Raw genomic sequence first — 23,735 nt, 5'->3', positions numbered from 1 at the left:
CCGCGTGATGGTCACCAGGCGTATGCCTTGGGTTGTGTGGGGGCGTAGATCGAGCGCCGCGCTGGCGGCGCTCTGTCTCACAGGCGAACCATCCTCAAGGCGGGCACCTGTAACCCCTGAGATAACCCTGCGCCAGTTGTTCAGCCGCAGCACGGGCAGCAGGCTGCAGGTGCGGGGCCACCAGCAGCATCACCTGATACACCACAACCCCCACATCCCCCTCGCGGCCCAGCACCCGCTGGTAATCCAGCGAGAACAACAGGGCCAGGCTGATCTGTTCCACCAACTGCCCCAACGCCTGGGTATCGCTCTCTACCAGCCCCTGGTCCTTGAGGCTCGCCAGCAGCGCCGCCAATGTATGCTTCAGCGCGTGGATCAGGCGGCGCATGCCACGGGCCAGCCTGGGCAGGCGCCCCACCAGGTTGGACATGTCCTGGAACAGGAAGCGGTACTCGGCCATGCGCTCCACGATCAGGTGCAGGAACAACCAGTAGTCCTCGGCCTCCAGGCGCAGGTTCACAGGCGGGTCCAGCAAGGGCATCAACGCTTCCTCGAAGTGTTCGAACAGCCCCAGTACCAAAGGCTCCTTGCCGTGAAAGTGGTAATAGAGGTTACCCGGGCTGATACCCAGCTCGTTGGCGATTTCCAGCGTGGAAACGTTAGGCTCGCCTTTGCCGTTGAACAGCGCCAGGGCGCAGGCAAGGATACGGTCGCGGGTTTTCATGCGGTCGGTACGCTCATCGGGTCAACACGTAAGTACCGGGTGCAGGGCCCAGCGTCGGGTAGGTGGCGTTGCCCGGTAGGCCTTTGGGCGGCCTGAGCGGGCCTGAGCGCGCCTTCATCCACGTCATCCATAGCGGCCACCAGCTGCCCTCGCTGCGCTGGGCATCATGGAACCAGGCACGTGGGTCGCCCGGCAGCTGCGGGTTGTCCAGGTAATACGCCTTGGGGTTGCCTGGGGGGTTGATGATGCTCTGGATATGCCCACTGTTGGCGAGTATGAAGCGGCGCTTGCCGCCCAGCAGGGTTGCCGAGCGATACACCGCGTCCCACGGGGTGATGTGATCGTTGCTGCCGGCCACTGTGAAACTGTCGATGTTGATCTGTTGCAGGTCGATGGACGAACCACACACCTCAAGCCCCCCGGGCCGGGTCAGCGGGTTCAGCTTGAAGAAGTCCAGCAGGTCGCCATGCAGCGCGGCCGGCAGGCGGGTGTTGTCGGCGTTCCAGTAGAGGATGTCGAAGGCCGGGGGCGTCTTGCCCAGCAGGTAGTTGTTGACCCAGTAGTTCCAGATCAGGTCGTTGGGCCGCATCCAGGCGAATATCCTCGCGACTTCAGCACCGTCGAGCACCCCTCGCTGGTAGGAGCGGCGTTTGGCAGCCTCGATGGTCTGCTCGTCGGCGAACAGGCTGGCGGGGCTGTCGAACGCGCTGTCCAGCAGGCTGACCAGGTAGGTGGCACTGCGCACCCGGCGCAATTGTTGCCTGGCTTGCAGGTGGCCCTGAAGCGCGGCCATGGTCAGGCCGCCTGCACAGGCGCCAACCAGGTTGGGGTCACGGCTGCCACTGATGCTGCGGCAGGCGTTGAGCGCTGCTTCAAGCGCCGCCACGTAACTGGACAGCCCCCATTCGCGGTGACGGGCGTCGGGGTTGCGCCAACTGACCATGTACACCTGCAAACCGTGTTTGAGCATGTACTGGACGAAGCTGTTGGCCGGGCTGAGGTCGAAGATGTAGTACTTGTTGATCTGGGGCGGCACCACCAGCAGCGGGCGCGCGTGCTGCTTTTCGCCCATGGGCCGGTACTGGATCAGCTCCAGCACGTCGTTGCGAAACACCACGCTGCCAGGGGTGGTCGCCAGGTTGCCGCCCACTTCGAAGGCGCGCTCGTCCACCTGGCGCGGCAGCCCGCCATTGTGGCGCAGGTCCTCGAGCAGTTGAGCGGCGCCACGCACCAGGCTCTGGCCGCCGGTATCGAACAGGGTTTTCACGGCCTGGGGGTTGAGCAGCGAATTGCTCGGTGCCAGGGCGTCGTTAAGCAGGTTGAACAGAAAGTGCACCCGGGCCCGGTCGTCCTCGTCCAGGTGGCTTTCGTCGATCCACGCCCGGGTTTGCCCCTGCCACGCCAGCCACGCTTGCAGGCCGCGGCGGTAAAGCGGGTTTTCGCGCCAGGTGGGGTCGCTGAAACGGCCATCGCGCGGGTTGGGCTGGTGGGGTGTGTCCCCCAGCAGCACCCGGCCCAACTGGCCACCCAGCGCCAGCAGGTGGCCGGCGGTGTGCAATGGGTGGCGCAGCCCATGGCGGCCAACGCTGCGCAGGGTCGATACCAGGTCCCGGCCGCGCAGGCCGACCATGGCATTTTCCATCTGCAGTTCGACGGTGTGTGGCGCCCGGGTGCCTGCGGCCGGTTTGTCTGTCATGGCAACACTCCTTGTGCAGTCCATTTGCGGCTAGCGTGTGGCGATCAACCGCCCGAGGCGGGGCGCGGGTGCATCACGGCGCGCTGACGCTCCTGCTCCAGGAACTTCATGATGAGCGGGGCCACTGCCTCGGCCCGGGTAATCAGGAACAGGTGGCCGTCGTCGATAATGTGTAGCTGGGCATTGGGAATACGCCAGGCCAGCAGGCGCATATTGATCAGGGGGATCAGCGGGTCGTCGTCGCCGGCCAGCACCAGGGTGGGCTGGCGGATCTTGTGCAGCCAGTGGATGCTGGTCCAGCCAAGCCCGGCGAACAGCTGCCAGTAATAGCCGGTCTTGCCGCCGGAACGCACCTTGGCGGCGTGATGCAGGGCCAGGTCCGGGTCACGGCGGAACCCGCCGCCGTAGATCAGCGGGGCGATGCGCAGCACGTGAGACGGCTGGATGTAGCGGCGGGGGCTGGCCATCATCCACAGCACCTTGGGCTTGCCTGGCACCATGAACGCGCCGGCTGCGGTGGCGGCAAGCACCAGCTTCTTGCAGCGCTCGGGGTAGTCGTGGGCGAACTGCTGGGCCAGCGCGCCGCCCCAGGACACGCCGATGACGTTGACCTGGCCGTAATCGAGGTAGTCGAGCATGCGCGCGGTAAGCTTGGCCAACCCCGGGAAGCGGTAGGGATGGCGCGGTGTCGATGAGCCGCCGACACCGGGAACGTCGAAGGCGATCACTTCCAGGTCCGGGTCCAGCGCTTCGATGAACGGGAAGACCAGTTCCAGGTTGGTGCCAATCCCGTTGAAGATCAGCAGGGGTGTGAGGTGGGGTTTGCCCGGGCGAACGGCGGTACGGATGGACTGGTTGTCCAGCTCGACCGTTCTGAAAATATAGGGTTGCGGCATGCGCGTGGCTCTTGGGTGAAGGAGAGACCGTGGCGCCATGCAGCGCGCCACGGGCAATGGCTCAACGTTCGTGAACGTAGGTGCCGGGTGCGGCCTCGCCGGCTGGGTAGGTGCGGTTGCCCAGGCGGGTGGGGGCCTTTTTCAGCTCGCCGGCCCGTTCGGCCAGCCAGCCCTGCCAGTACAGCCACCAGGAGTCGGCATGCTTGATGGCGTTCTCTTGCCAGGCCACCGGGTCGCCGGGGCGGTCGTCCCCGGTCATGAAGCGCGCCTTGGGGTTGCCCGGCGGGTTGAGAATGCTCTGGATATGCCCGCTGTTGGACAGCACGAACGCTACCTTGCCGCCGAACAGGTGCGCCGAGCGATAGCACGACTGCCAGGGGGTGATGTGGTCGGCGGTGCCAGCGACGCTGAAGATGTCGCACTGCACCTGCTTGAGGTCGATGGCCGTGCCACAGACTTCCAGGCCACCGGGGCGGGTCAGCGGGTTGTTCTTGAACATCTCGATCAGGTCACCATGAAAGCCTGCCGGCAGGCGCGTGGTGTCGTTGTTCCAGAACAGGATGTCGAAGACCGGAGGCTCGTTGCCCAGCAGGTAGTTGTTGACCCAGTAATTCCAGATCAGGTCGTTGGGGCGCATCCAGGCGAACACCTTGGCCATGTCGCTGCCTTCCAGCACGCCGGCCTGGTAGGAGTGACGCTTGGCGGCCTCCAGGGTCTGCTCGTCGACGAACAACGCCACCTGGGTATCGACGGTGGTGTCGAGCACGCTCACCAGCAGCGTCAGGGCGTTGACCTTGTGCTCGCCCAGAGCGGCGTAGTGGCCCAGCAGGGCTGTGCAGGTAATGCCACCGGAGCAGGCACCGAGCATGTTCAGGTCTTTGCTGCCGGTGATGGCCAGCACTGCATCGACGGCTTCCTTGAGCGCATCGATGTAGGTGGACAAGCCCCACTCGCGCTGGGCTTTGGTCGGGTTACGCCAGCTGATGATGAAGGTCTGCTGTTGCGAGCGCAGGCAAAACCGCGCCAGGCTCTTTTCCGGGCTCAGGTCGAACACATAGAACTTGTTGATTTGCGGGGGCACCACCAGCAAGGGCCGCGCATGCACCTGTTCGGTGATGGGGCTGTACTGGATCAGCTCGAGCACATCGTTGCGGTACACCACGGCGCCCTCGCTGGTGCCCAGGTTCTTGCCCACCTCGAAGGCCTTCATGTTCACCTGGCTGGGCATGCCGCCGTTATGCACAACGTCGCGGGCAAGGTTCGACAGCCCATCGAGCAGGCTCTTGCCGCCGGTTTCGAAGAAGCGCTTGAGCGCAGCCGGGTTGGACAGGGTGTTGGTGGGGGCCATGGCTTCGGTCATCAGGTTGATGACGAACTGCCCTCGGCTGATGTCTTGAGGCGACAGGTCGCTGCTGGCGATCCAGTCTTGCAGCTCGCTGCGCCAGGCCAGGTAGGTTTGCAGGTAGCGGCGGTATAGCGGGTTCTGGCTCCATGCCGGGTCGTTGAAGCGGCGGTCGTCCTGCTCCGGGGCCAGGCTCGACTTGCCCAGCAGTACGTTTTTCAGTTCCAGGCCGAAGTGGGCCACGTGCTTGGCACTGTGCAGCGGTTGGCGTATGGCCTGGCGCAGCACAGTGCGCGCCGAGCTCAGCAGGTCTTTGCGCCGGATGCCGATCACCGGGTTCAGGCCAAGGGTATTTTCCGAGGCCTGCCGCTGCAGATCATCATTGTTCTTGCTACTCATCTACGACGCTCCGTTGTCCTGAGACGAGTACCGCTGCTGTAGGGCAAGCACAGCCCTAAGCCCGGTACGCCTGCTCGGGTAACCAGTGATAAGGATCAGCGGTGCTGCAAGCATTCTGCTTGCCGGCAGGGGGTGTGCAGGTAAATGGCCACCTACATTGGTTACCCCAGTTTTATGTAATGCGCAAGACAGCCCTGCACCGGGCGGCCTGCATTACAGTCAAGCAGATGAGTAGGGAGGGTGCGCAGAAAAGGCTGGGAGGTGCAGCCTAGAGCATGATCTTGACGACGGACTCGGCGGGGTCGCGGGACTTGCCGGCCCTGTGCAGTTCGTCGAGGTACTCGGCCCACAGCGTTTGCTGGCGCAGGCACAGTTGCTCCAGGTATTCCCAGGTGAACAGGCCGCTGTCGTGGCCGTCGTCGAACGTGAGCTTCAGGGCATACTGCCCGGCAGGCTCCAGGCCACTGAGGCCGACATTGATCTTGCCGAATTGCAGGATAGGGTTGCCATGCCCCTGCACCTCGGCCGAAGGCGAGTGCACGCGCAAAAATTCGGCAGGCAGGTGATAAACCTCGTCAGGCCCGTAGGTAAGGCTGAGGGTTTTCGAGGCTTTATGCAGGTTGATGGCGGTAGGCATGCGAGCCATAACATCTCTCTTTTTGAGCTTCAAGTGGCAAGCTTCAAGCTACAAGCTTCGAGCGGTGATATTCAAGCCATCCGTTATCGACCTGAAGAAAACAGCCGCTGCAAGCGACGCATCTCAGCTTGTCGCTTGCAGCTTACCGCTTGCCGCTTCAGAGGATGTAGCGGGAGAGGTCTTCGTTTTGGGCCAGTTCGCCGAGGTGGCCGTTCACGTAGGCGGCATCGATCAGGATCGGCGCTTCGTCATGGGTGCTTGCCAGGTCGCCGGCGCTGAACGAAACTTCCTCCAGCAGGCGTTCGAGCAGGGTATGCAGGCGGCGGGCACCGATGTTTTCGGTCTTTTCATTGACCTGGTAGGCGATCTCGGCCAGGCGCTTGATGCCGTCGGCGACGAACTCGATGTTCAGCCCCTCGGTCTTGAGCAGCGCCTGGTACTGCTCGGTCAGCGAGGCGTGTGGTTCGCGCAGGATGCGTTCGAAGTCTTCCGGGGTCAGCGCCTTGAGTTCCACACGGATCGGCAGGCGGCCTTGCAGCTCCGGCACCAGGTCGCTCGGCTTGCTCAGGTGGAACGCGCCCGAGGCGATGAACAGGATATGGTCAGTCTTGACCATGCCCAGCTTGGTATTGACCGTGCAGCCTTCGATCAGCGGTAGCAGGTCGCGCTGCACGCCCTCGCGGGATACATCAGCACCGCCTACGTTGCCACGCTTGGCCACTTTGTCGATTTCGTCGATGAACACGATGCCGTGTTGTTCGACAGCTTCCAGGGCCTTGGCCTTGAGCTCTTCTTCGTTGACCAGGCGGCCCGCTTCTTCGTCGCGGACCATTTTCAGCGCTTCTTTCACCTTCAGCTTGCGGGTCTTGCGCTTGCCTTTGCCCATGTTGGCGAACAGGCTCTGCAGCTGATTGGTCATTTCTTCCATGCCGGGTGGTGCAGCAATTTCGACACCGACGGCGTCAGCCACTTCGATCTCGATTTCCTTGTCGTCCAGCTGGCCTTCGCGCAGGCGCTTGCGGAACAGCTGGCGGGTGTTGGAATCGTTGCTGGTCTGTGCGGCTTCCTCGCTGAAGCTGCCAGGGCGCGCCTGCGGCAGCAAGACATCGAGAATGCGGTCTTCGGCGGCGTCTTCGGCACGGTGGCGTACGCGAATGATCTCCTGCTCGCGCAGCATTTTCAGCGCGGCATCGGCCAGGTCACGGATGATGGACTCCACGTCGCGGCCAACGTAGCCCACTTCGGTGAACTTGGTGGCTTCGACCTTGATGAACGGCGCATTGGCCAGCTTGGCCAGGCGGCGGGCGATTTCGGTTTTGCCGACACCGGTTGGGCCAATCATCAGGATGTTCTTGGGCGTTACCTCGGCGCGCAGTTCGGCAGGCAGTTGCATGCGCCGCCAGCGGTTGCGCAGGGCAATGGCCACGGCGCGCTTGGCGTCGTCCTGGCCGATGATGTGGCGGTTGAGTTCGTGGACGATTTCGCGGGGGGTCATGGACATGATGGGTACGGTCCTCGGGCGAATGGGATCAGCGTGGAAAAGCCCTGCCACCGGGGCAGGGCGCCAGAACAGCTGATCACTCGGCCAGGTCCTGCTCCTCGATGGTCAGGTTGTGGTTGGTGAACACGCAGATGTCACCGGCGATATTCAAGGCGGTTTCGGCGATTTCACGCGCCGAGAGGTCGGTCTTGTTCAGCAGGGCGCGGGCTGCAGCCTGGGCGTAGGCACCGCCGGAACCCATGGCGATCAGGCCATCTTCGGGCTCGACCACATCACCATTGCCGGTGATGATCAGCGAGGCGTCCTTGTTGGCCACAGCCAGCATGGCTTCCAGGCGGCTCAACGAGCGGTCGGTACGCCATTCCTTGGCCAGCTCGACGGCGGCGCGTATCAGGTGGCCCTGGTGTTTTTCCAGCTGGCCTTCGAAGCGCTCGAACAGGGTGAAGGCATCGGCGGTGGCACCGGCGAAGCCTGCGATGACCTGGCCGTGGTACAGGCGGCGCACCTTCTTGGCGTTGCCTTTCATCACGGTATTGCCGAGCGATACCTGGCCGTCGCCGCCCATGACGACTTTGCCATTACGGCGAACAGAAACGATGGTGGTCAAGGGAGAGTCTCCACGCAGCGGGGCGAAAGTGCCTGATGCAGACTCATATGGGGGTGGGTTGGCTGAGCTTCAAGCTTTAAGCGGCAAGCGGCAAGAAAAAGCGGTTCGGCGCCGTGCCGGCTTTTTCTTGCAGCTTGCAGCTTGCCACTTATGGCTTGCAGCTTGCGGCTGCTGTTCAGGCTTCGTGGCAGATATGGCCGTCGACCAGCGTGTAACGCACCGCGCCTGGCAGGCAGTGGCCGATGAACGGGCAGTTCTGGCCACGGGAGTACCACTGCTCACCTGCCAAGGTGGAGGCTTGCGGGTCGAACAGCACCAGGTCGGCTGCAGCCCCAACCTGCAACTGCCCGGCCGGCAGGCGCATGGCCGCCGCCGGGCCGCTGCTCAGGCGTGCCAGCAGGGTCGGCAGGTCGAGCAGGCCGTCCTGTACCAGGGTCATGGCCAGCGGCAGCAACAGCTCTACGCTGCTGATGCCGGGCTCTGTGGCACCGAACGGCGCCAGCTTGGCATCACGCTCATGGGGCTGGTGATGGCTGGAAATCGCCTGGATCACCCCGGCCTTTACCGCCTCGCGCAGGCCATCGCGGTCGGCAGCGGTGCGCAGCGGTGGCTGCACGTGGTAGAGGCTGGAAAACTCGCGCAGCGATTCGTCGGTAAGGATCAGCTGGTAAAGCGCCACATCGGCGGTCACCGGCAGCCCCAGGCCTTGAGCCTGGGCGATCAGGCGTGCGCCACGGGCGCTGGTGATCTGGGTGAAGTGGGCACGCACACCGGTCTGCTCCACCAGCAACAGGTTGCGCGCCAGGGCCACGGTTTCGGCGGTTTCCGGGATACCCGGCAAGCCAAGGAAACTGGCCATGGCGCCTTCGTGGGCCAGCCCGCCCTGGGCCAGGTCGCGGTCCTGGGAGTGGAACACCACGGTCAGGTCGAACGTGGCGGCATACTCCAGCGCCCGCGCCAGGGTGCGGTTGTTGGGGATTTCCTTCAGGCCGTTGCCGAACGCCACGCAGCCGGTGTCGCGCAGCGCGACCAGTTCGGCCAGTTGCTCGCCTTCTAGGCCCTTGGTCAGGGCACCGATAGGGTACACCTTGCTGTTGGCCGCTTCCCGGGCACGGTCCAGGATCAGCTCGGTCACGGCCGAGGTGTCTAGTACCGGCTTGGTTTGCGGCGGGCAGCACAGGCTGGTGACGCCGCCAGCCACGGCGGCCCGGGTTTCACTGGCGATGGTGCCCTTGCGGCTGTAGCCCGGCTCGCGCAGAGACACGCCCAGGTCGACAAGGCCCGGTGCGGCGACCAGGCCATCGGCCTGGATCGTGCGGCTGGCGGTGAAGCCGGCCGGTGCTGCGCCAATGGCGGCGATGCGGCCACCGTCCAGGTGCAGGTCGGTGACCTGGTCCAGGCCACTGACAGGGTCGATGACCCGTGCGCCGAGAATGCTGAGGGTCACTGGGCGTTCTCCTGGTCGTATTGACGTTGGGCGTTTTGCCCGCTCATTGCCATGGACAGCACGGCCATGCGCACGGCGATGCCGTAGGTAACCTGGTTCAGAATCACCGAATGCTTGCCGTCGGCCACTGCCGACTCGATCTCCACGCCACGGTTGATCGGCCCGGGGTGCATGACGATGGCGTCGGGTTTGGCGCCGGCCAGGCGTGCGGTGGTCAGGCCGAACAGGCGGTAGAACTCGCCTTCGCTGGGCAGCAGGCCACCGGCCATGCGCTCACGCTGCAGGCGCAGCATGATCACCACGTCCACATCCTTCAGGCCTTCGGCGAGGTCGTTATAAACCTTGACGCCGTACTGCTCGATACCGATGGGGATCAGGGTTTTCGGGCCGATCACGCGGATGTCCGGGCAACCCAGCGCCTTGAGCGCCAGCATGTCGGAGCGGGCCACGCGCGAGTGCAGGATGTCGCCGACGATGGCCACCGACAGGTTCTCGAAGCTGCCCTTGTGCCGACGGATGGTGAGCATGTCGAGCATGCCCTGGGTCGGGTGCGCATGGCGACCGTCGCCACCGTTGATCACGGCAACTTCCGGGCACACGTGTTCGGCGATGAAGTGCGCAGCGCCAGAGTCGGAATGGCGCACCACGAACATGTCGGCGGCCATGGCCTCCAGGTTGCGCAAGGTGTCGAACAGGGTTTCGCCCTTGCTGGTCGAGGAGGTCGACACATTCAGGCTGATCACGTCGGCCGACAGGCGCTGGGCCGCCAGTTCGAAGGTGGTGCGGGTACGGGTGGAGTTTTCGAAGAACACGTTGCACACGGTCTTGCCGCGCAGCAGCGGGACTTTTTTCACCGCCCGGGCGCCCACTTCGAGGAAGGAGTCGGCGGTGTCGAGGATTTCGGTGAGCAGTTCGCGGGGCAAACCGTCGAGCGAGAGAAAGTGGCGCAGCTGGCCCTGATCATTGAGCTGCAGCGGGCGCTTGGCGTCGATTGGCGTCATCGCGGGGGACTCTTAAAGGGCGGAAGCGGGGGCAAGGTCCTGGCGCTCGAGGGCGAGCGGTGCGGGTCCGGACAATTTTACCCGTTCATGGGCCGCCAGTGACAGGGTGGCACCCAGCACATTCGGGCGAATGGGCAACTCGCCGGCATCCAGGTCCAGCAGGCAGACCAGGGTAACGCTGGCCGGGCGGCCGTAGTCGAACAGTTCGTTCAGGGCGGCGCGAATGGTACGGCCGCTCATCAGCACGTCATCCACCAGCACCAGGTGCTGGCCCTCGACCTCGAACGGCAGCTCGGAGGGGCGTACCTGCGGGTGCAGGCCGTTCTGGCTGAAATCATCGCGGTAGAACGAAACGTCCAGGGCACCCATGGGGCTGGCGTCGCCCATGGCTTCCTGCAGGGCTTGGGCAACCCAGACGCCGCCCGTACGGATACCGATATAGCGCGGCTCGGTGATGCCGCGGCGTGCCAGATGGGCACGCAGGTCGACCGCCATCTGCCGAATCAGCGCGGCGGGATCGGGTAGGCTCATAACAGGCTCCTCGCAAGGGTGCGCCGGTGGGTGGCCGGCAGCAGAAGTGATCAGGTATTGGCCTCCAGCCAGCCCTGCAGCAGCAGCGCAGCGGCAATGGCATCGACCGGGTTGTCGCGGTAGCTGCCGCGCTGGCCGCCCCGGGCCATGCGTTCACCTTTGGCTTCGAAGGTGGTCAGGCGCTCGTCGTGGGTATGCACGGGCAGGTTGAAACGGCCATTGAGGCGGCGGGCGAATTTCTCGGCGCGAGCGCTCATTTCGCTGGGGGTGCCGTCCATGTTCAGGGGCAGGCCGACGACGATGGCATCAGGTTTCCACTCGGCGATCAGGCGTTCTACCTGCGCCCAGTCCGGCACACCGTTCTGCGCTTTCAGGGTGCACAGTTCGCGGGCCTGGCCGGTAACGACCTGGCCCACTGCAACGCCAATCTGCTTGCTGCCGTAGTCGAAACCCAGCAGCAGGCGGGGTTCGGCAGGCTGCTCGGCCATCAGGCGTGCCCCGCCTGGCTGGTGAGCAGGTGCAGGTTGATGCCCAGGCTGGCAGCGGCCGCTTCAAGGCGCAGGTCGCTGGCCAGGCCAAAGATGATTTCCGGGTCGAACGGGCAGTTGAGCCAGGCGTTGTCGGCCAGCTCGGCCTCCAGTTGGCCGGCTTCCCAGCCGGCATAACCCAGGGTGATCAGGCTTTTTTGCGGGCCCACGCCCTCGGCGATGGCAAACAGCACATCCTGGGAGGTGGACAGCGAAACGCCCTCCAGCTCGACAGTGGCCTGGTAGGTGCACTCGCTGGTGTGCAGCACGAACCCACGGTCGGTCTGCACCGGCCCGCCTTGGTAAATGGGCACCTGCAGGGTGCTGGCTGCGGGCACTTCATCCGGGCGCAACTGCTCGAGGATGTCGGCCAGGTTCAGCTCCTGCGGCCGGTTCACCACAAGCCCCATGGCGCCATGGGCGTTGTGCTCGACGATGTACGTGAGGGTCTGGGCGAAGTTCGGGTCGGCCATGTGCGGCATGGCGATCAGGAACTGGTGCTTGAGGTAGCTCGGCGTGAGGGTCTTCATGGGGGGTAGTGTGGCGCCAGGCAGCGAGGCTGGCAAGGTGCTGCCGTGAAGAGGCAGCACCTGGTTTCGACCTGCGCATGCCTGTAATCATTCGTTAATAAAAATCAATTTGCCCTCCGCGTTCACGTCAATTGACACCTTTTCCTTAGAGGGGTGACCCACCAAGTCGAAAGTCGCGGAAACTTTGATGATTGATTTACGGCTGTCACCGATGTTGTCTTCGCTGGGTTCAAACTTTACGTCGGCGGTGCCTTGCTGCGCTTGATCGAAGTACACGAATGCGAAGCCGTACTTCTCTCGAAACCACTGTCCCCAGCCGAGCGCGACCATGATGTCGGCATTGGGCGAAGTGGTGACGTCAGCACGCCCTGATCGAAGGTTACGGAAAAGTATTTGCAATGCTGGCAAATCACCTTCCTTGTTGACAGGCAATTGGTCATCGTAGACACAGGTCAGCAGTGCCGTTTTATCGGATGCCAATGCATGAAATGCGCCTTTGGCAGACGTGTACTGGATTATCTTATCGCCTCGCTTCAAGCGAACCTGCGTTTTTACAGTCTCCGTGAGGATGTCGGCGCTGGGGGAGTGGCCTTCGGCTTTTGTTAAATCTGCCCAAAAGCGCTGCACGTTTTCTTTGAATTGCTCTTGGAGTTTATTTAGGGGCAATGGGCTGTTCATGGCGTGTAATTCCTCGCGGTTGGATGTACCGCAATTGCACGTCGCTTTGGCTGCAGCCACAACTGGCAAAACTGCTAGATAATCTGCGCCTGGCTCAGGCATCAATTACTGGAAAGCCGGTCCCCTCTAGCAAAGCGCCAGGTGCGGATAATCTCAAGCCGGTCGTATTCAGCCAGGTCCCCGGTAAACGGCGCAAACGGTGCCGCCAGGCGCACGATGCGCTGCGCGGCCTGGTCGAGCACGGGCTGCCCGGACGATTCAAGCACCAGCACCTCGTACAGCGAGCCGTCGCGGTTGATCGAAACCATCATGCGCAGGTTGCCGTAGATCTGCTGCCGACGCGCTTCGTCGGGGTAGTTGAGGTTGCCCACCCGTTCCACTTTCTTGCGCCACTCCTCCTTGTACCAGGCGCCCTTGTCGCGCATGGTGGAGGCAGCATTGAGCCGGTGAATGCGCGGGCGTTTGGCATACAGCTGCTGTTCGTTGGCCAGCTCCGCCTCCAGGCTGGCGATCTGGCTGGACAACTGCGAACTGTCGAACGCCGGAGCCGGCGCTGCCTTGGGCTGGGGTTTGCTTTCCTTGGGCTTGGGCTCGACCTTCTGCGGCTTGGCGGCCTTGGTGGCCACTGCAGCTTTTTGCGGCTTGGGCGGTGGCGCCACTTCCGGCCTGGCGGGCGGGGGCGGGGTGATCTTGTTGATCTTGCTGTCCTGGAAGGGCGCAAGTTCGGTGGTCTTGGGCACTGCTTTCTTGTCCAGCGTACCGCTGCCCTGCTGGTTGTCCTGGGCCTGGAAATCCGCCTTTTGCGGCGGCTTTTCGCTTTTGAAGGTGGCCAGGGTGATATCCATGGTGTGGCTGACCTGGGCGGGCTTGACCACGCTGAAACCCACGCCAAGGATCAACGCCAGGTGCACGAGCGCAGCCAGGAACAGGGTAAAGCCCAGGCGGTCCACCGGGCGTACGCGCGGCGGCAGCAGGTCGGCAGGGATGTCAGCGGGCAGCGTCATCGGTTATCCACGGTCAGCGTCAAGCTTGAGCCACGCCTGTGCAGGTGAGTGGCTCCCGGCGAGCGGCTGCGCATCATACCGCACTCGGCGCTTGTACTTCGTGCCCGCGGTCAGCGGGCCTTGAGCTGGCGATCAATGGCGTCCATCAGCTGGCCGCCGATGTCGGTGTTGTAGGCCGCGTCGATTTCGCGAATGCAGGTAGGGCTGGTGACGTTGATTTCGGTGAGCGAGTCGCCAATCACGTCCAGGCCGACGAACAGCAGGCCCTTTTCACGCAGCACCGGGCCCACCTGGGCCGCGATCCAGCGGTCGCGCTCGGTCAGCGGGCGCGCCTCGCCACGCCCGCCGGCAGCCAGGTTCCCCCGGGTTTCACCACTGGCCGGGATGCGTGCCAGGCAATAAGGCACCGGCTCGCCATCGATCATCAGGATGCGCTTGTCGCCATCGACGATCTGCGGCAGGTAGGCCTGCGCCATGATCTGCTGGGCACCGTGCTGGGTCAGGGTTTCGAGGATCACCGACAGGTTCGGGTCGCCCTGGCGGTGGCGGAACACCGAAGCGCCGCCCATGCCATCGAGCGGTTTGAGGATCACGTCGCCATGGGTGGCGGCGAACTGACGCAGAATGTCGGCGCGCCGGCTTACCAGGGTTGGCGCCATGCACTGCGGGAACTGGGTGGCGAACAGTTTCTCGTTGCAGTCGCGCAGGCTCTGCGGGCGGTTGACCACCAGCACGCCTTCACGCTCGGCCTGCTCCAGCAGGTAGGTGCTGTAGACGAACTCCATGTCGAAGGGCGGGTCCTTGCGCATCAGGATCACGTCCAGGTCGGCCAGGGCGCTGTCCTGCTCATCGCCCAGCTCGAACCAGCGGGACGGGTCGGCGAATACCTTCAGCGGGCGCATCTGCGCGCGGGCCTGGCCGGCACCCAGGTAAAGGTCGGGCTGTTCCATGTAGAACAAGCTCCAGCCGCGCGCCTGGGCAGCCAGCAGCATGGCCAGCGAACTGTCCTTTTTGTAGGAGATGGACGCGATGGGGTCCATGACAATGCCGAGGCGAACGCTCATGGGGTGGTTCCTCTTGGCGGCACGCTGCCGCGATGGATCGAAAGAAAAGTGGCTCAGGGTGGCGCTGCCGACGCCGCCGGTCAAGGGGCATGGCAGATGGAACGGGGCTGCGTACTGTGCTAAAAATGCAGCTGCAAGCCTTGAGCTACAAGCCTCAAGCGACGAGCATCCCTGCTCCGGGCCGCCATTGTCGTGGCGCACGCGTGCAACTTGCAGCTAATTCCCACGGGTAGGCGTTTATGGAACAACCCCTGAAGGTGATGGTGATCGACGATTCGCGCACGATCCGCCGCACCGCGCAGATGTTGCTCGGCGAGGTGGGCTGCGAGGTGATTACCGCCAGCGATGGTTTCGACGCCATGGCCAAGATCGTCGATCACCGGCCGGACATCATCTTCGTCGACGTGCTGATGCCACGGCTGGACGGCTACCAGACCTGCGCCGTGATCAAGCACAACAGTACCTTCAAGGACGTCCCGGTCATCTTGCTGTCGTCCCGCGACGGCCTGTTCGACAAGGCCCGCGGCCGGGTGGTCGGGTCCGATCAGTTCCTGACCAAGCCGTTCAGCAAGGACGAACTGCTCGAGGCAATCCGTGCCCACGTGCCCGGGTTCGCCGTGGAGCAACCTGCCACAGACCCACAACACGCACCCTGACCGCGCCCAGCCATGGCACGGTCTTATTTTTCTGATGGGGAGCCAGCATGGCCCGAGTTCTGATTGTCGACGACTCGCCGACAGAGATGTACCGCTTGACCGAGTGGCTTGAAAAACACGGCCACCAAGTGCTCAAGGCCAACAATGGTGCCGACGGCGTGGCCTTGGCCAGGCAGGACAAGCCCGACGCGGTGCTGATGGACATCGTCATGCCCGGCATGAACGGCTTCCAGGCGACCCGCCAGCTCAGCAAGGACCCGGTAACCCGCGACATTCCGGTGATCGTGGTGACCACCAAGGACCAGGAAACCGACCGCATCTGGGCAACCCGGCAGGGCGCCCGCGACTTCCTGATAAAACCGGTGGAAGAGGATGCGCTGATCGCCAAGCTTCAAGAAGTGCTGGGCGCTTGACCACCCGCCCGCAGGGCGCGTCGCTGACCGCCTTCGAGCTGTTGCTGGACATCGACCGGCGCTGCCGCCTGCTGGTCGCCGACCAGCCCGCCCAAGGCACCCGCCTGCAGCAATGGAGCGGCATCGGTTTTCGCATCGCTGGGCAGTGGTTCGTGGCGCCCATGGGTGAAGTGGCCGAAGTGCTGCGCGAGCCCCGCAGCAGCCGCGTGCCGGGGGTGCAGCCGTGGGTGTGCGGCGTGGCCAACCTGCGCGGCCGGCTGTTGCCGGTGATGGACCTGGGCCGCTTTCTGGGGTTGGGCCACGCTACGGCGGGCAAGCAGCGGCGCGTGCTGGTGCTGGACCATGAAGACCTGTTCGTCGGCCTGCTGGTGGACGAGGTACTCGGCCTGCAGCACTTTGCCCTGGACAGCCTGCAACTGGCGCCGCCGTTCCCCCTGGCCGAAACGGCCGCCCCCTTCGTGCAAGGGCATTTTCACCGCGCACGTGACTGGGCAATCTTCAGCCCCTTCGCCCTGGCCCAGGCGCCGGGCTTTCTCGATGTGGCGTTATAGGACGTGCGAACGTGAACAACCCAGCTACCCCGGTCACCGCCACCACCGTGACGCCCCGCACGCGCAGCATCGCGCAGATCACCGTGCTGTTCCTGATCCTGATCCTGTCGATCATCCTGCTGTTCGCCAATTTCGCCTACCTCAACACCCAGTCCAACTACGACAAACAGTACATCGGCCATGCAGGCGAGCTGCGGGTGCTGTCCCAGCGCATTGCCAAGAATGCGACCGAAGCGGCGACCGGCAAGGCGCTGGCGTTCCGCTTGCTGTCCGACGCGCGCAACGACTTCGAGCGGCGCTGGGGCTACCTGCGCCACGGCGACAAGGCTACCGGGCTCCCGCCGGCGCCACCCAAGGTGCGCGACGAAATGGAGGCGGTGCGTGACGACTGGGAAAACCTGCGCAAGAGCACCGACACCATCCTGGCCAGCGAGCAGACCGTGCTGTCGTTGCACCAGGTGGCGGCAACGCTTGCCGAAACGGTGCCCCAGTTGCAGGTGGAGTACGAGAAGGTGGTCGAAATCCTGCTGAAAAGCGGCGCGCCTGCCAGCCAGGTTGCCGTTGCCCAGCGCCAGTTGCTGCTGGCCGAGCGTATATTGGGTTCGGTGAACACGGTGCTTGCCGGTGACGACGCTGCAGCCCAGGCGGCGGACGCGTTCGGCCGCGATGCCGGCCGCTTCGGTCAGGTGCTCGAGGGCATGCTCAAAGGCGATGCCAGCATCGATGTGACCCGGGTCGAGGATGCCGATGCCCGTGCCCGCCTGGCCGATATCGCCGAACTGTTCCAGTTCGTGGCAGGCTCGGTGGACGAAATTCTTGAAACCTCGCCTGAGCTGTTCAAGGTGCGTGAGGCTGCCGGCAATATCTTCAGCCTGTCGCAAACCCTGCTGGACGAAGCTTCGCACCTGGCCAACGGGTTCGAGAACCTGGCCAGCGGCCGTACCCTGGATACCGTTGGCGGTTATGCCCTGGGCCTGCTGGCGCTGGCGTCGATCATCCTCATCGGCCTGGTGATGGTGCGCACCACCAACCGGCAGCTGCGCGAGACGGCTGAAAAGAACGAACGCAACCAGCAGGCGATCATGCGCCTGCTGGACGAAATCGAGGAACTGGCCGACGGCGATCTCACCGTGACCGTCTCGGTAACCGAGGACTTCACCGGCGCCATTGCCGACTCGATCAACTACTCCGTGGACCAGCTGCGCGACCTGGTCGCTACCATCAACCACAGCGCGGTACAGGTGGCAGCGGCGGTGCAGGATACCCAGAACACCGCACGGCAGCTGGCCAAGGCCTCCGAGCAGCAGGCCGAGCAGATCAGCGAAGCGTCCGAGGCGGTAGGCGACATGGTCGAATCCATCGACCGGGTGTCGGCCCATGCCTACGAGTCGGCCAAGGTCGCCGAGCGCTCGGTGGCCATCGCCAACAAGGGCAACGAGGTGGTGCACAACACCATCGACGGCATGAACAACATCCGTGAGCAGATCCAGGACACGGCCAAGCGCATCAAGCGCCTGGGTGAGTCCTCCCAGGAAATTGGCGACATCGTCAGCCTGATCGACGACATTGCCGACCAGACCAACATCCTGGCCCTCAACGCGGCCATTCAGGCTTCCCTCGCCGGCGAGGCCGGGCGCGGGTTTGCCGTGGTCGCCGACGAGGTGCAGCGCCTGGCCGAACGCTCCTCTTCGGCCACCCGGCAGATCGAGGCCCTGGTGCGCACCATCCAGGCCGACACCAACGAAGCTGTCATCTCCATGGAGCAGACCACTGCCGAGGTGGTGCGCGGTGCCCGCCTGGCCCAGGACGCCGGGGTGGCGCTGGCCGAGATCGAAGGCGTGTCGCAGAACCTCGCCGACCTTATCCACAGCATCTCCGACGCAGCCCAGTTGCAGACGTCTTCGGCCGGGCAGATATCCCATACCATGGCGGTGATCCAGCAGATTACCGCGCAAACCTCCGCAGGCTCCGGTGCGACCGCCGACAGCATCCGCCACCTGGCGCGCATGGCCAGCGAAATGCGCCGGTCGGTGTCGGGCTTCACGCTGCCGCCGCCTGCCGAGCCCCAGTGAGGATGCCCATGCCCATGTCTGGTGCTGCTGCAAGCCCGGCCCGCCACGATACGGTAGCGCTGGCTTGGGCCAAGCCTGCCCTGCTTGACTGCCTGGGGCAGGCACGCCAGGCGCTGGAACGCTTTGCCGGCGAACCCGGCGACCTGTCCATGATGGCCTTTGTGGTGGACAACCTGCACCAGGTGCATGGCTGCCTGCACATGCTTGAACTGCCCGGTGCCACCCGCCTGGCCGAAGAGCTGGAGCTGCTCGCCAGGGCGCTTGCCGACGGCCAGGTCAGCCCACGCGGGGACTGCCTGGGTGTGTTGTTCCGCGGCCTGGAGCAACTGCCGTCGTACCTGGAGCGGCTACGGGGTGCGCGCCACGACCTGCCGTTGGTGATGATACCGCTGCTCAACCAGCTGCGCGCCTGCCGGGGCGCCGAGCCTGTGGCCCAAGGCAGCCTGATCGGCGGCGCCGCGCAGCGGTTCGCCGGGCCCGACGACCTCGCCAACCTCGACCTGTCGTTGGCTAACTGGCGCGACCAGGTGCAGGCCGGGCCGGGGCGCGATGCGCTGCGTTCGGTGGTAAGCGCGCTGTGTGACGACCTGATGCGCATCAAGGAGCGCCTGGACCAGTTCGTGCGCAGCGACCGTGAGCACAGCGAACAGCTCGACGGGTTGCTGGCGCCGCTGCGCCACGTTGCCGATACCCTGGCCGTGCTGGGCTTTCAGCAGCCTCGGCGGGTGATCATCGACCAGGTGCTGGCGTTGCAGGGCCTGGCCCAGGGCGGGCAAGCGGCGGACGACAGTGTGTTGATGGATGTGGCCGGCGCGTTGCTGTATGTCGAGGCCAGCCTGAACGGCATGGTCGGGCCCCTGGAAGAAAGCGGCCACGGCGGCCTGCCAGGTTCAGACCTGGCCGAGATCCGTCAGGTGGTGTTTGAAGAGTCGCTGAACGTGCTGCAGCAGGCCAAGGACCTGATCGGTGATTGCCTGGAATCGGGTTGGCCGCGGCAGCGCCTGCAGGCCCTGCCGGGGTTGTTGCAGCAGGTGCGGGGCGCCTTGGCGATGCTGATGTTGCCGGCCGCCGCCGAACTGTTCGAAGGCAGCGCCAGCTACGTGCAAGGCTGGTTGCAGCACCTGGAGGCCGAGCCCCCTGCCGACGAGCTGGCGCAGCTGGCCGATGCCCTGAGCGCTGCCGAGGGCTACCTGCAATGGCGCGTGGCCGACCCCCTGGCCGACGGCCAGCCCTTCATCGACATGGCCCGCGCCAGCCTGGCCGCGCTGGGTGTGCACTGCAAGCAAGCCCAGGATGCCCCTGTTGGCCGTGTTGACGGCGATGGCGTGGACGATGAGCTGCGCGAGGTGTTTCTTGAAGAAGCCGGTGAACTGCTGCCGGAAATAGAGCGGCACTGGCTGCGCTGGCGCGCCGACAACCAGCAGCGGCAAGCCTTGCTGGACATGCGCCGGGCGTTGCACACGCTCAAGGGCAGCGGCCGCATGGTGCATGCCGAGGCAGTTGCAGAGCTGGCCTGGGGGGCCGAGCACCTGCTCAACCGCGTACTGGAAGGCCGTGGCGTGCTGGGGCCGGACAGCCAGCTGGCGATGCAGCAGGCGTTCGTTCACCTGCCGGACCTGCTGGCCGACTTTGCTGCAGGCCAGTTGCCGCAACTGACCGAGATCGAGCAGTTGGCCGGGCGCCTGCACGCCCTGGCTGAAGGCAAGGCTGCCGGGGCGGCCAAGGTCGATGGGCTGGACCCGCAGTTGCTGGAGGTCTTCCGCAGCGAAGCCCAGGGCCACCTGGCCAGCATTGAAGGTTTTCTTCACAGCGCAGTGGGCCCCGAGGTGCCGGTCAGCGATGCCTTGCAGCGGGCCTTGCATACGCTCAAGGGCAGCGCTGCCATGGCCGGGGTGATGCCCGTGGCCGAGCTGGCCACGGCTTTCGACCGGCTTGTACGTGAATACAAAGGCCACCAATTGCCCCTGCAGGCCGCCGAGGTTGAATGGCTGCACGCGGCCCACTGCCTGTTTCTGCAGGCCCTGGCGCAACTGGGCAGCAGCCCCCTGGCACCCTTGCCGGGCGCTACCGCGCTGATCGAGCAGGTGGGCGTAGCGGTGGACGAACGCCTGGCTGGCGCCCACGCCAGCTTGCCGACCACGCGGCGACGTGCCCGTGACCCGCAAGCGGTGGCCGCGTTTCTTAGCCAGGCCATGGACAGCCTGATGGATGCCGAAGCGCTGTTGTCTGGCTGGCAGCAACAGCCCGGCCAGCGAGACGGGCTCGAAACCCTGCTGGACGAAATGACCCAGCTTGGCCATGCCGCGCACCAGGCCGACCTGTGGCAGGTGGACGAGGTGTGCGAGGCGCTGCTCGACCTGTACGGCGCCGTGGAGGAGGGCAGCCTGCCGGCCGACCCGCGCTTCTTCGCCCAGGCGCACCAGGCCCACGAAGCGTTGCTCGACATGCTGGACGAACTGGCGGCCGGCCAGGACGTGGTCGCCCGCCTGGAGCTGGTGCAAAGCCTGCGTGACCTGCTGGGCGAAGGCCTGGCGCCGGATGCCACCGGCCTGGTCGGCCTGGACACGGTCACCCCGTTGCACCCGGACATGGACCTGAGCGATGCCCTCGGCCTTGGGCAGGTGCCTGCGCCGGCACTGGCTGAGCCATCGCCGTTGCCGCCTCAGGGCCCGGATAACCCCGGCGAAGAGTTGCTCGAGGTATTTCTCGAAGAAAGCTCGGATATCGTCGAGAGTGCCGCCGCCGCACTGGCCCGCTGGCAGGCGGACCCGCGCAACAGCGCCGAGGTGGACAACCTGATGCGCGACTTGCACACCCTCAAGGGCGTTGCGCGCATGGTCGAGATCGGCCCCATCGGTGACCTGGCCCATGAACTGGAGTTTCTGTACGAGCTGCTGGCCGCAGGGCGCCTGCCACCTGGCGGGGCATTGTTCGCCCTGTTGCAAAATTGCCATGATCGCCTGGCGCAGATGCTCGATGCCGTGCGCCTTGGCCAGCCGCTGCATGCCGCCACGGCACTGATCGATTACATCCGCAATTTCAGCGGTGCCGCCCTGGCCGATAACGCAGCGCGCCAGGGGCCTGTTGAAGCGTTGAGCAGCGAGGTGCCCGCGCTTGCCCCGGAGCGCGCGCCGGGCGACATGGTCAAGGTCGATGCCGAGCTGCTGGACGACCTGGGCAACCTGGCCGGTGAGCACTCCGTCATTCGTGGGCGTATCGAGCAGCAAGTGAACGATGCCCAGTTCACCCTCAATGAAATGGAAACCACCCTGGAGCGTATGCGCGACCAGCTGTTGCGGCTGGATATCGAAACCCAGGGGCGTATTTCCAGCCGTCAGCAGCTTGAAAGCGACATCTATGACGACTTCGACCCGCTGGAAATGGACCGCCATTCGCAGTTGCAGCAGCTGTCCCGGGCCTTGTTCGAATCCGCCTCCGACTTGCTCGACCTCAAGGAAACCATGGCCCAGCGTGCCCAGGAAGCCTACGGGCTGTTGCAGCAGCAGGCGCGCGTGAACAGCCAGTTGCAGGAGGGCCTCACCGCCACCCTGATGGTGCCGTTCGAGCGCCTGGTGCCGCGCTTGCAGCGGGTGGTGCGGCAGGTGGCGAGCGAGCTGGGCAAGCATGTGGAACTGGTGGTGGGCAATGCCGAGGGTGAACTGGACCGCAGCGTGCTCGAACGCATGGTGGCGCCGCTGGAGCACATGCTGCGCAATGCCGTGGACCACGGCCTGGAAAGCCGGGCAGCCCGCCTGGCAGCCGGCAAGCCTGAGCAGGGCACCATTCACCTGAACCTGCTGCACGAAGGCGCCGACATTGTCATCGAGATGACCGATGACGGCGCCGGCGTACCCTTGGAAGCCGTACGACTCAAGGCGATCAAACGTGGCCTGCTCGACCCGCAGGCACAGTTGAGCGACCACGAGATCCTGCAGTTCATCCTGCGGCCCGGTTTTTCCACTGCCGAGAAAATCACGCAGATTTCCGGGCGCGGGCTGGGCATGGATGTGGTGCACGAGGAGGTCAAGCAACTGGGTGGCTCGATGAGTATCGAGTCGGCGCCGGGCAAGGGCGCGCGGTTTTTGATCCGCCTGCCGTTCACCGTGTCGATCAACCGTGCGCTGATGGTGCATTTGGGCGATGAGCAGTACGCCATCCCGCTCAATACCATCGAGGGCATCGTGCGCGTACCGCCCGCCGAGCTGGCCGCGTGCTACGAGCAAGAACCGCCACAGTATGTGTACGCCGGCCACGAGTACCAGCTGCGTTACCTGGGTGAACTGCTGCAGGGCGGTGCACGCCCGGCCCTGCTGGGGCAGAGCGTGCCGTTGCCGGTGCTGCTGGTGCATTCCCAGGAGCAGTCGTTCGCGATCCAGGTCGACAGCCTGTCGCCCAGCCGCGAGATCGTGGTCAAGAGCCTGGGGCCGCAGTTTGCTGCGGTCGCCGGCCTTTCCGGGGCGACATTGCTGGGCGATGGCAGGGTGGTGCTGATTCTGGACCTGCTTGGCCAGTTGCGCGGCCAGCAGCGGCGCCTGGCGCGGTTGCCGGGTGGCGTACCGCAGTTGCAGTTGCTGGGCCCGGCACCGCGCAAGGCCTTGCTGGTGATGGTGGTGGACGACTCGGTGACCGTGCGCAAGGTCACCAGCCGCCTGCTCGAGCGCCATGGCATGAGTGTGATCACCGCCAAGGATGGGGTGGACGCCATGGCCCTGCTTGAAGAGCATCGCCCCGACGTGCTGCTGCTGGACATCGAAATGCCGCGCATGGACGGTTTCGAGGTGGCCACCCGCATTCGCCGTGACGAACGCATGCAACAATTGCCCATCATCATGATCACCTCACGCACCGGCCAAAAGCACCGCGACCGTGCCATGGCCATCGGCGTCAACGAGTACCTGGGCAAGCCGTATCAGGAGTCGCTGCTGCTGCAAAGCATTGCCCACTGGAGCCAGCCCCATGCTTGAACTGATCGCCGGGCAGCGCAGCAGCCTGACTGGCCTGCTGCTGACCCTGGGTGACCGTACCCTGGTGCTGCCCAACGTGGCGGTGGCGGAACTGAGCGGGCAGCGCAACCTGGTGTGCCAGCGTGGCGACCCGCCCTGGCACCTGGGCTGGGTGGACTGGCGTCAGCAGCGGCTGCCGCTGATTGGCTTCGAGGCCGCATGCGGCACCGAGACCCCATGTGGCGACCGTGCGCGCGTGGTGGTGCTCAATGCTTTGGGCGACACCGGCCTGCGCTACCTGGCATTGCTGCTGCAGGACATTCCGCGTTCGTGCAAGCTCGACAGCCAGCTCAACTACGTGGATGTACCGTTGAGCCCGCTGGAACTTGCAGCCGTGCAGGTGGGCGACCAGGTTGCCCGGGTACCCGACCTGGTAGGGCTGGAGCGCCTGGTGCGTGATGCCCAGCGCAGCGGCAAGCTAGGCCAGTCCAGTAGCCTGGATGACTGAGCGACCCG

21 protein-coding genes are annotated in these 23,735 nt (G+C 64.8%); 6 read left to right on the top strand and 15 right to left on the bottom strand.

The genetic code is table 11. The features are described 5' to 3' along the window. Positions 1-94: 94 nt before the first annotated feature. The 15 genes from IAE38_RS10190 to gshB form a co-directional block, all read right to left on the bottom strand. Positions 95-724, bottom strand: coding sequence for a TetR/AcrR family transcriptional regulator (locus tag IAE38_RS10190; RefSeq protein WP_201217446.1), 630 nt, complete (start codon positions 722-724; stop codon positions 95-97). A 13-nt stretch (positions 725-737) separates the two neighbouring features. After that, positions 738-2,420 carry a class II poly(R)-hydroxyalkanoic acid synthase gene (gene phaC, locus IAE38_RS10185; RefSeq protein WP_201217444.1) on the bottom strand — a complete coding sequence of 561 codons (1,683 nt, stop codon included), beginning with the start codon at positions 2,418-2,420 and terminating at the stop codon, positions 738-740. A 44-nt stretch (positions 2,421-2,464) separates the two neighbouring features. Then, the gene (gene phaZ, locus IAE38_RS10180; protein WP_201217442.1) at positions 2,465-3,316 is read right to left on the bottom strand and encodes a poly(3-hydroxyalkanoate) depolymerase; all 852 of its coding nucleotides are present in this window, start codon (positions 3,314-3,316) and stop codon (positions 2,465-2,467) included. A gap of 61 nt (positions 3,317-3,377) precedes the next feature. Then, entirely contained in the window at positions 3,378-5,057 is a 1,680-nt protein-coding gene (gene phaC, locus IAE38_RS10175; protein ID WP_060480750.1) for a class II poly(R)-hydroxyalkanoic acid synthase, read from the bottom strand. A gap of 268 nt (positions 5,058-5,325) precedes the next feature. Next, positions 5,326-5,703, bottom strand: coding sequence for a gamma-butyrobetaine hydroxylase-like domain-containing protein (locus IAE38_RS10170; protein ID WP_201217440.1), 378 nt, complete (start codon positions 5,701-5,703; stop codon positions 5,326-5,328). 148 nt (positions 5,704-5,851) lie between these two features. Continuing rightward, positions 5,852-7,195 carry an ATP-dependent protease ATPase subunit HslU gene (hslU, locus tag IAE38_RS10165; RefSeq protein ID WP_028631933.1) on the bottom strand — a complete coding sequence of 448 codons (1,344 nt, stop codon included), beginning with the start codon at positions 7,193-7,195 and terminating at the stop codon, positions 5,852-5,854. A 76-nt stretch (positions 7,196-7,271) separates the two neighbouring features. Continuing rightward, complete coding sequence (hslV, locus tag IAE38_RS10160) at positions 7,272-7,802, bottom strand: ATP-dependent protease subunit HslV (RefSeq protein WP_023533032.1); 531 nt, start codon at positions 7,800-7,802, stop codon at positions 7,272-7,274. A gap of 175 nt (positions 7,803-7,977) precedes the next feature. Continuing rightward, positions 7,978-9,249, bottom strand: coding sequence for a dihydroorotase (locus IAE38_RS10155; RefSeq protein WP_201164239.1), 1,272 nt, complete (start codon positions 9,247-9,249; stop codon positions 7,978-7,980). Beyond that, positions 9,246-10,250 (bottom strand): aspartate carbamoyltransferase catalytic subunit, encoded by a 1,005-nt coding sequence (locus IAE38_RS10150; protein WP_201217439.1) that lies wholly within the window; start codon positions 10,248-10,250, stop codon positions 9,246-9,248. The genes IAE38_RS10155 and IAE38_RS10150 overlap by 4 nt, the downstream gene beginning before the upstream one ends. Before the next feature lie 12 nt (positions 10,251-10,262). Continuing rightward, positions 10,263-10,781, bottom strand: coding sequence for a bifunctional pyr operon transcriptional regulator/uracil phosphoribosyltransferase PyrR (gene pyrR, locus IAE38_RS10145; RefSeq protein WP_028631930.1), 519 nt, complete (start codon positions 10,779-10,781; stop codon positions 10,263-10,265). Positions 10,782-10,831: 50 nt separating this feature from the next. Further along, complete coding sequence (ruvX, locus tag IAE38_RS10140) at positions 10,832-11,269, bottom strand: Holliday junction resolvase RuvX (RefSeq protein ID WP_028631929.1); 438 nt, start codon at positions 11,267-11,269, stop codon at positions 10,832-10,834. Next, a complete protein-coding gene (locus IAE38_RS10135) occupies positions 11,269-11,838 on the bottom strand; it encodes a YqgE/AlgH family protein (protein ID WP_028631928.1) in 570 nt (189 codons plus the stop codon). The genes ruvX and IAE38_RS10135 overlap by 1 nt, the downstream gene beginning before the upstream one ends. A gap of 87 nt (positions 11,839-11,925) precedes the next feature. Beyond that, positions 11,926-12,516: a hypothetical protein gene (locus tag IAE38_RS10130; RefSeq protein WP_201164238.1), complete on the bottom strand. Its 591-nt coding sequence runs from the start codon at positions 12,514-12,516 to the stop codon at positions 11,926-11,928. 101 nt (positions 12,517-12,617) lie between these two features. Continuing rightward, positions 12,618-13,520: an energy transducer TonB gene (locus IAE38_RS10125; RefSeq protein WP_201217437.1), complete on the bottom strand. Its 903-nt coding sequence runs from the start codon at positions 13,518-13,520 to the stop codon at positions 12,618-12,620. 110 nt (positions 13,521-13,630) lie between these two features. After that, positions 13,631-14,584, bottom strand: a complete 954-nt coding sequence (gshB, locus tag IAE38_RS10120) for a glutathione synthase (protein ID WP_201164236.1) — start codon at positions 14,582-14,584, stop codon at positions 13,631-13,633. Between the two features lie 239 nt (positions 14,585-14,823). On the opposite strand from gshB, the gene IAE38_RS10115 reads away from it, so the two are divergent. The 6 genes from IAE38_RS10115 to IAE38_RS10090 are packed head-to-tail and all read left to right on the top strand — an operon-like array spanning position 14,824 to position 23,727. Continuing rightward, positions 14,824-15,240 carry a response regulator gene (locus tag IAE38_RS10115; protein ID WP_028631924.1) on the top strand — a complete coding sequence of 139 codons (417 nt, stop codon included), beginning with the start codon at positions 14,824-14,826 and terminating at the stop codon, positions 15,238-15,240. Positions 15,241-15,287: 47 nt separating this feature from the next. Next, the gene (gene pilH, locus IAE38_RS10110; RefSeq protein ID WP_028631923.1) at positions 15,288-15,653 is read left to right on the top strand and encodes a twitching motility response regulator PilH; all 366 of its coding nucleotides are present in this window, start codon (positions 15,288-15,290) and stop codon (positions 15,651-15,653) included. Next, the gene (locus IAE38_RS10105; RefSeq protein WP_028631922.1) at positions 15,650-16,204 is read left to right on the top strand and encodes a chemotaxis protein CheW; all 555 of its coding nucleotides are present in this window, start codon (positions 15,650-15,652) and stop codon (positions 16,202-16,204) included. Before pilH ends, IAE38_RS10105 begins: the two co-directional genes overlap by 4 nt. A gap of 47 nt (positions 16,205-16,251) precedes the next feature. Next, positions 16,252-18,276, top strand: a complete 2,025-nt coding sequence (locus IAE38_RS10100; protein ID WP_328804884.1) for a methyl-accepting chemotaxis protein — start codon at positions 16,252-16,254, stop codon at positions 18,274-18,276. Between the two features lie 14 nt (positions 18,277-18,290). Beyond that, the gene (locus IAE38_RS10095) at positions 18,291-23,240 is read left to right on the top strand and encodes a hybrid sensor histidine kinase/response regulator (RefSeq protein WP_201217502.1); all 4,950 of its coding nucleotides are present in this window, start codon (positions 18,291-18,293) and stop codon (positions 23,238-23,240) included. Next, on the top strand, positions 23,233-23,727 hold the full coding sequence (locus tag IAE38_RS10090; protein WP_201164234.1) for a chemotaxis protein CheW: 495 nt from the start codon (positions 23,233-23,235) through the stop codon (positions 23,725-23,727). The genes IAE38_RS10095 and IAE38_RS10090 overlap by 8 nt, the downstream gene beginning before the upstream one ends. Positions 23,728-23,735 lie beyond the last annotated feature (8 nt).

It is taken from the genome of Pseudomonas sp. S32, assembly GCF_016648095.1.
Lineage (GTDB): Bacteria > Pseudomonadota > Gammaproteobacteria > Pseudomonadales > Pseudomonadaceae > Aquipseudomonas > Aquipseudomonas parafulva.
This window is presented reverse-complemented; position numbering and strand designations above follow the sequence as displayed.

Bases quoted from the DNA above. Each gene is read 5' to 3' on its own strand.
- IAE38_RS10135 (WP_028631928.1), bottom strand. From the start codon at position 11,838: ATGAAGACCCTCACGCCGAGCTACCTCAAGCACCAGTTCCTGATCGCC.
- ruvX (WP_028631929.1), bottom strand. From the start codon at position 11,269: ATGGCCGAGCAGCCTGCCGAACCCCGCCTGCTGCTGGGTTTCGACTAC.
- phaC (WP_060480750.1), bottom strand. From the start codon at position 5,057: ATGAGTAGCAAGAACAATGATGATCTGCAGCGGCAGGCCTCGGAAAAT.
- phaZ (WP_201217442.1), bottom strand. From the start codon at position 3,316: ATGCCGCAACCCTATATTTTCAGAACGGTCGAGCTGGACAACCAGTCC.
- IAE38_RS10125 (WP_201217437.1), bottom strand. From the start codon at position 13,520: ATGACGCTGCCCGCTGACATCCCTGCCGACCTGCTGCCGCCGCGCGTA.
- pyrR (WP_028631930.1), bottom strand. From the start codon at position 10,781: ATGAGCCTACCCGATCCCGCCGCGCTGATTCGGCAGATGGCGGTCGAC.
- gshB (WP_201164236.1), bottom strand. From the start codon at position 14,584: ATGAGCGTTCGCCTCGGCATTGTCATGGACCCCATCGCGTCCATCTCC.
- phaC (WP_201217444.1), bottom strand. From the start codon at position 2,420: ATGACAGACAAACCGGCCGCAGGCACCCGGGCGCCACACACCGTCGAA.
- IAE38_RS10090 (WP_201164234.1), top strand. From the start codon at position 23,233: ATGCTTGAACTGATCGCCGGGCAGCGCAGCAGCCTGACTGGCCTGCTG.
- hslU (WP_028631933.1), bottom strand. From the start codon at position 7,195: ATGTCCATGACCCCCCGCGAAATCGTCCACGAACTCAACCGCCACATC.
- pilH (WP_028631923.1), top strand. From the start codon at position 15,288: ATGGCCCGAGTTCTGATTGTCGACGACTCGCCGACAGAGATGTACCGC.
- IAE38_RS10150 (WP_201217439.1), bottom strand. From the start codon at position 10,250: ATGACGCCAATCGACGCCAAGCGCCCGCTGCAGCTCAATGATCAGGGC.
- IAE38_RS10095 (WP_201217502.1), top strand. From the start codon at position 18,291: ATGTCTGGTGCTGCTGCAAGCCCGGCCCGCCACGATACGGTAGCGCTG.
- IAE38_RS10115 (WP_028631924.1), top strand. From the start codon at position 14,824: ATGGAACAACCCCTGAAGGTGATGGTGATCGACGATTCGCGCACGATC.
- IAE38_RS10130 (WP_201164238.1), bottom strand. From the start codon at position 12,516: ATGAACAGCCCATTGCCCCTAAATAAACTCCAAGAGCAATTCAAAGAA.
- IAE38_RS10170 (WP_201217440.1), bottom strand. From the start codon at position 5,703: ATGGCTCGCATGCCTACCGCCATCAACCTGCATAAAGCCTCGAAAACC.
- IAE38_RS10190 (WP_201217446.1), bottom strand. From the start codon at position 724: ATGAAAACCCGCGACCGTATCCTTGCCTGCGCCCTGGCGCTGTTCAAC.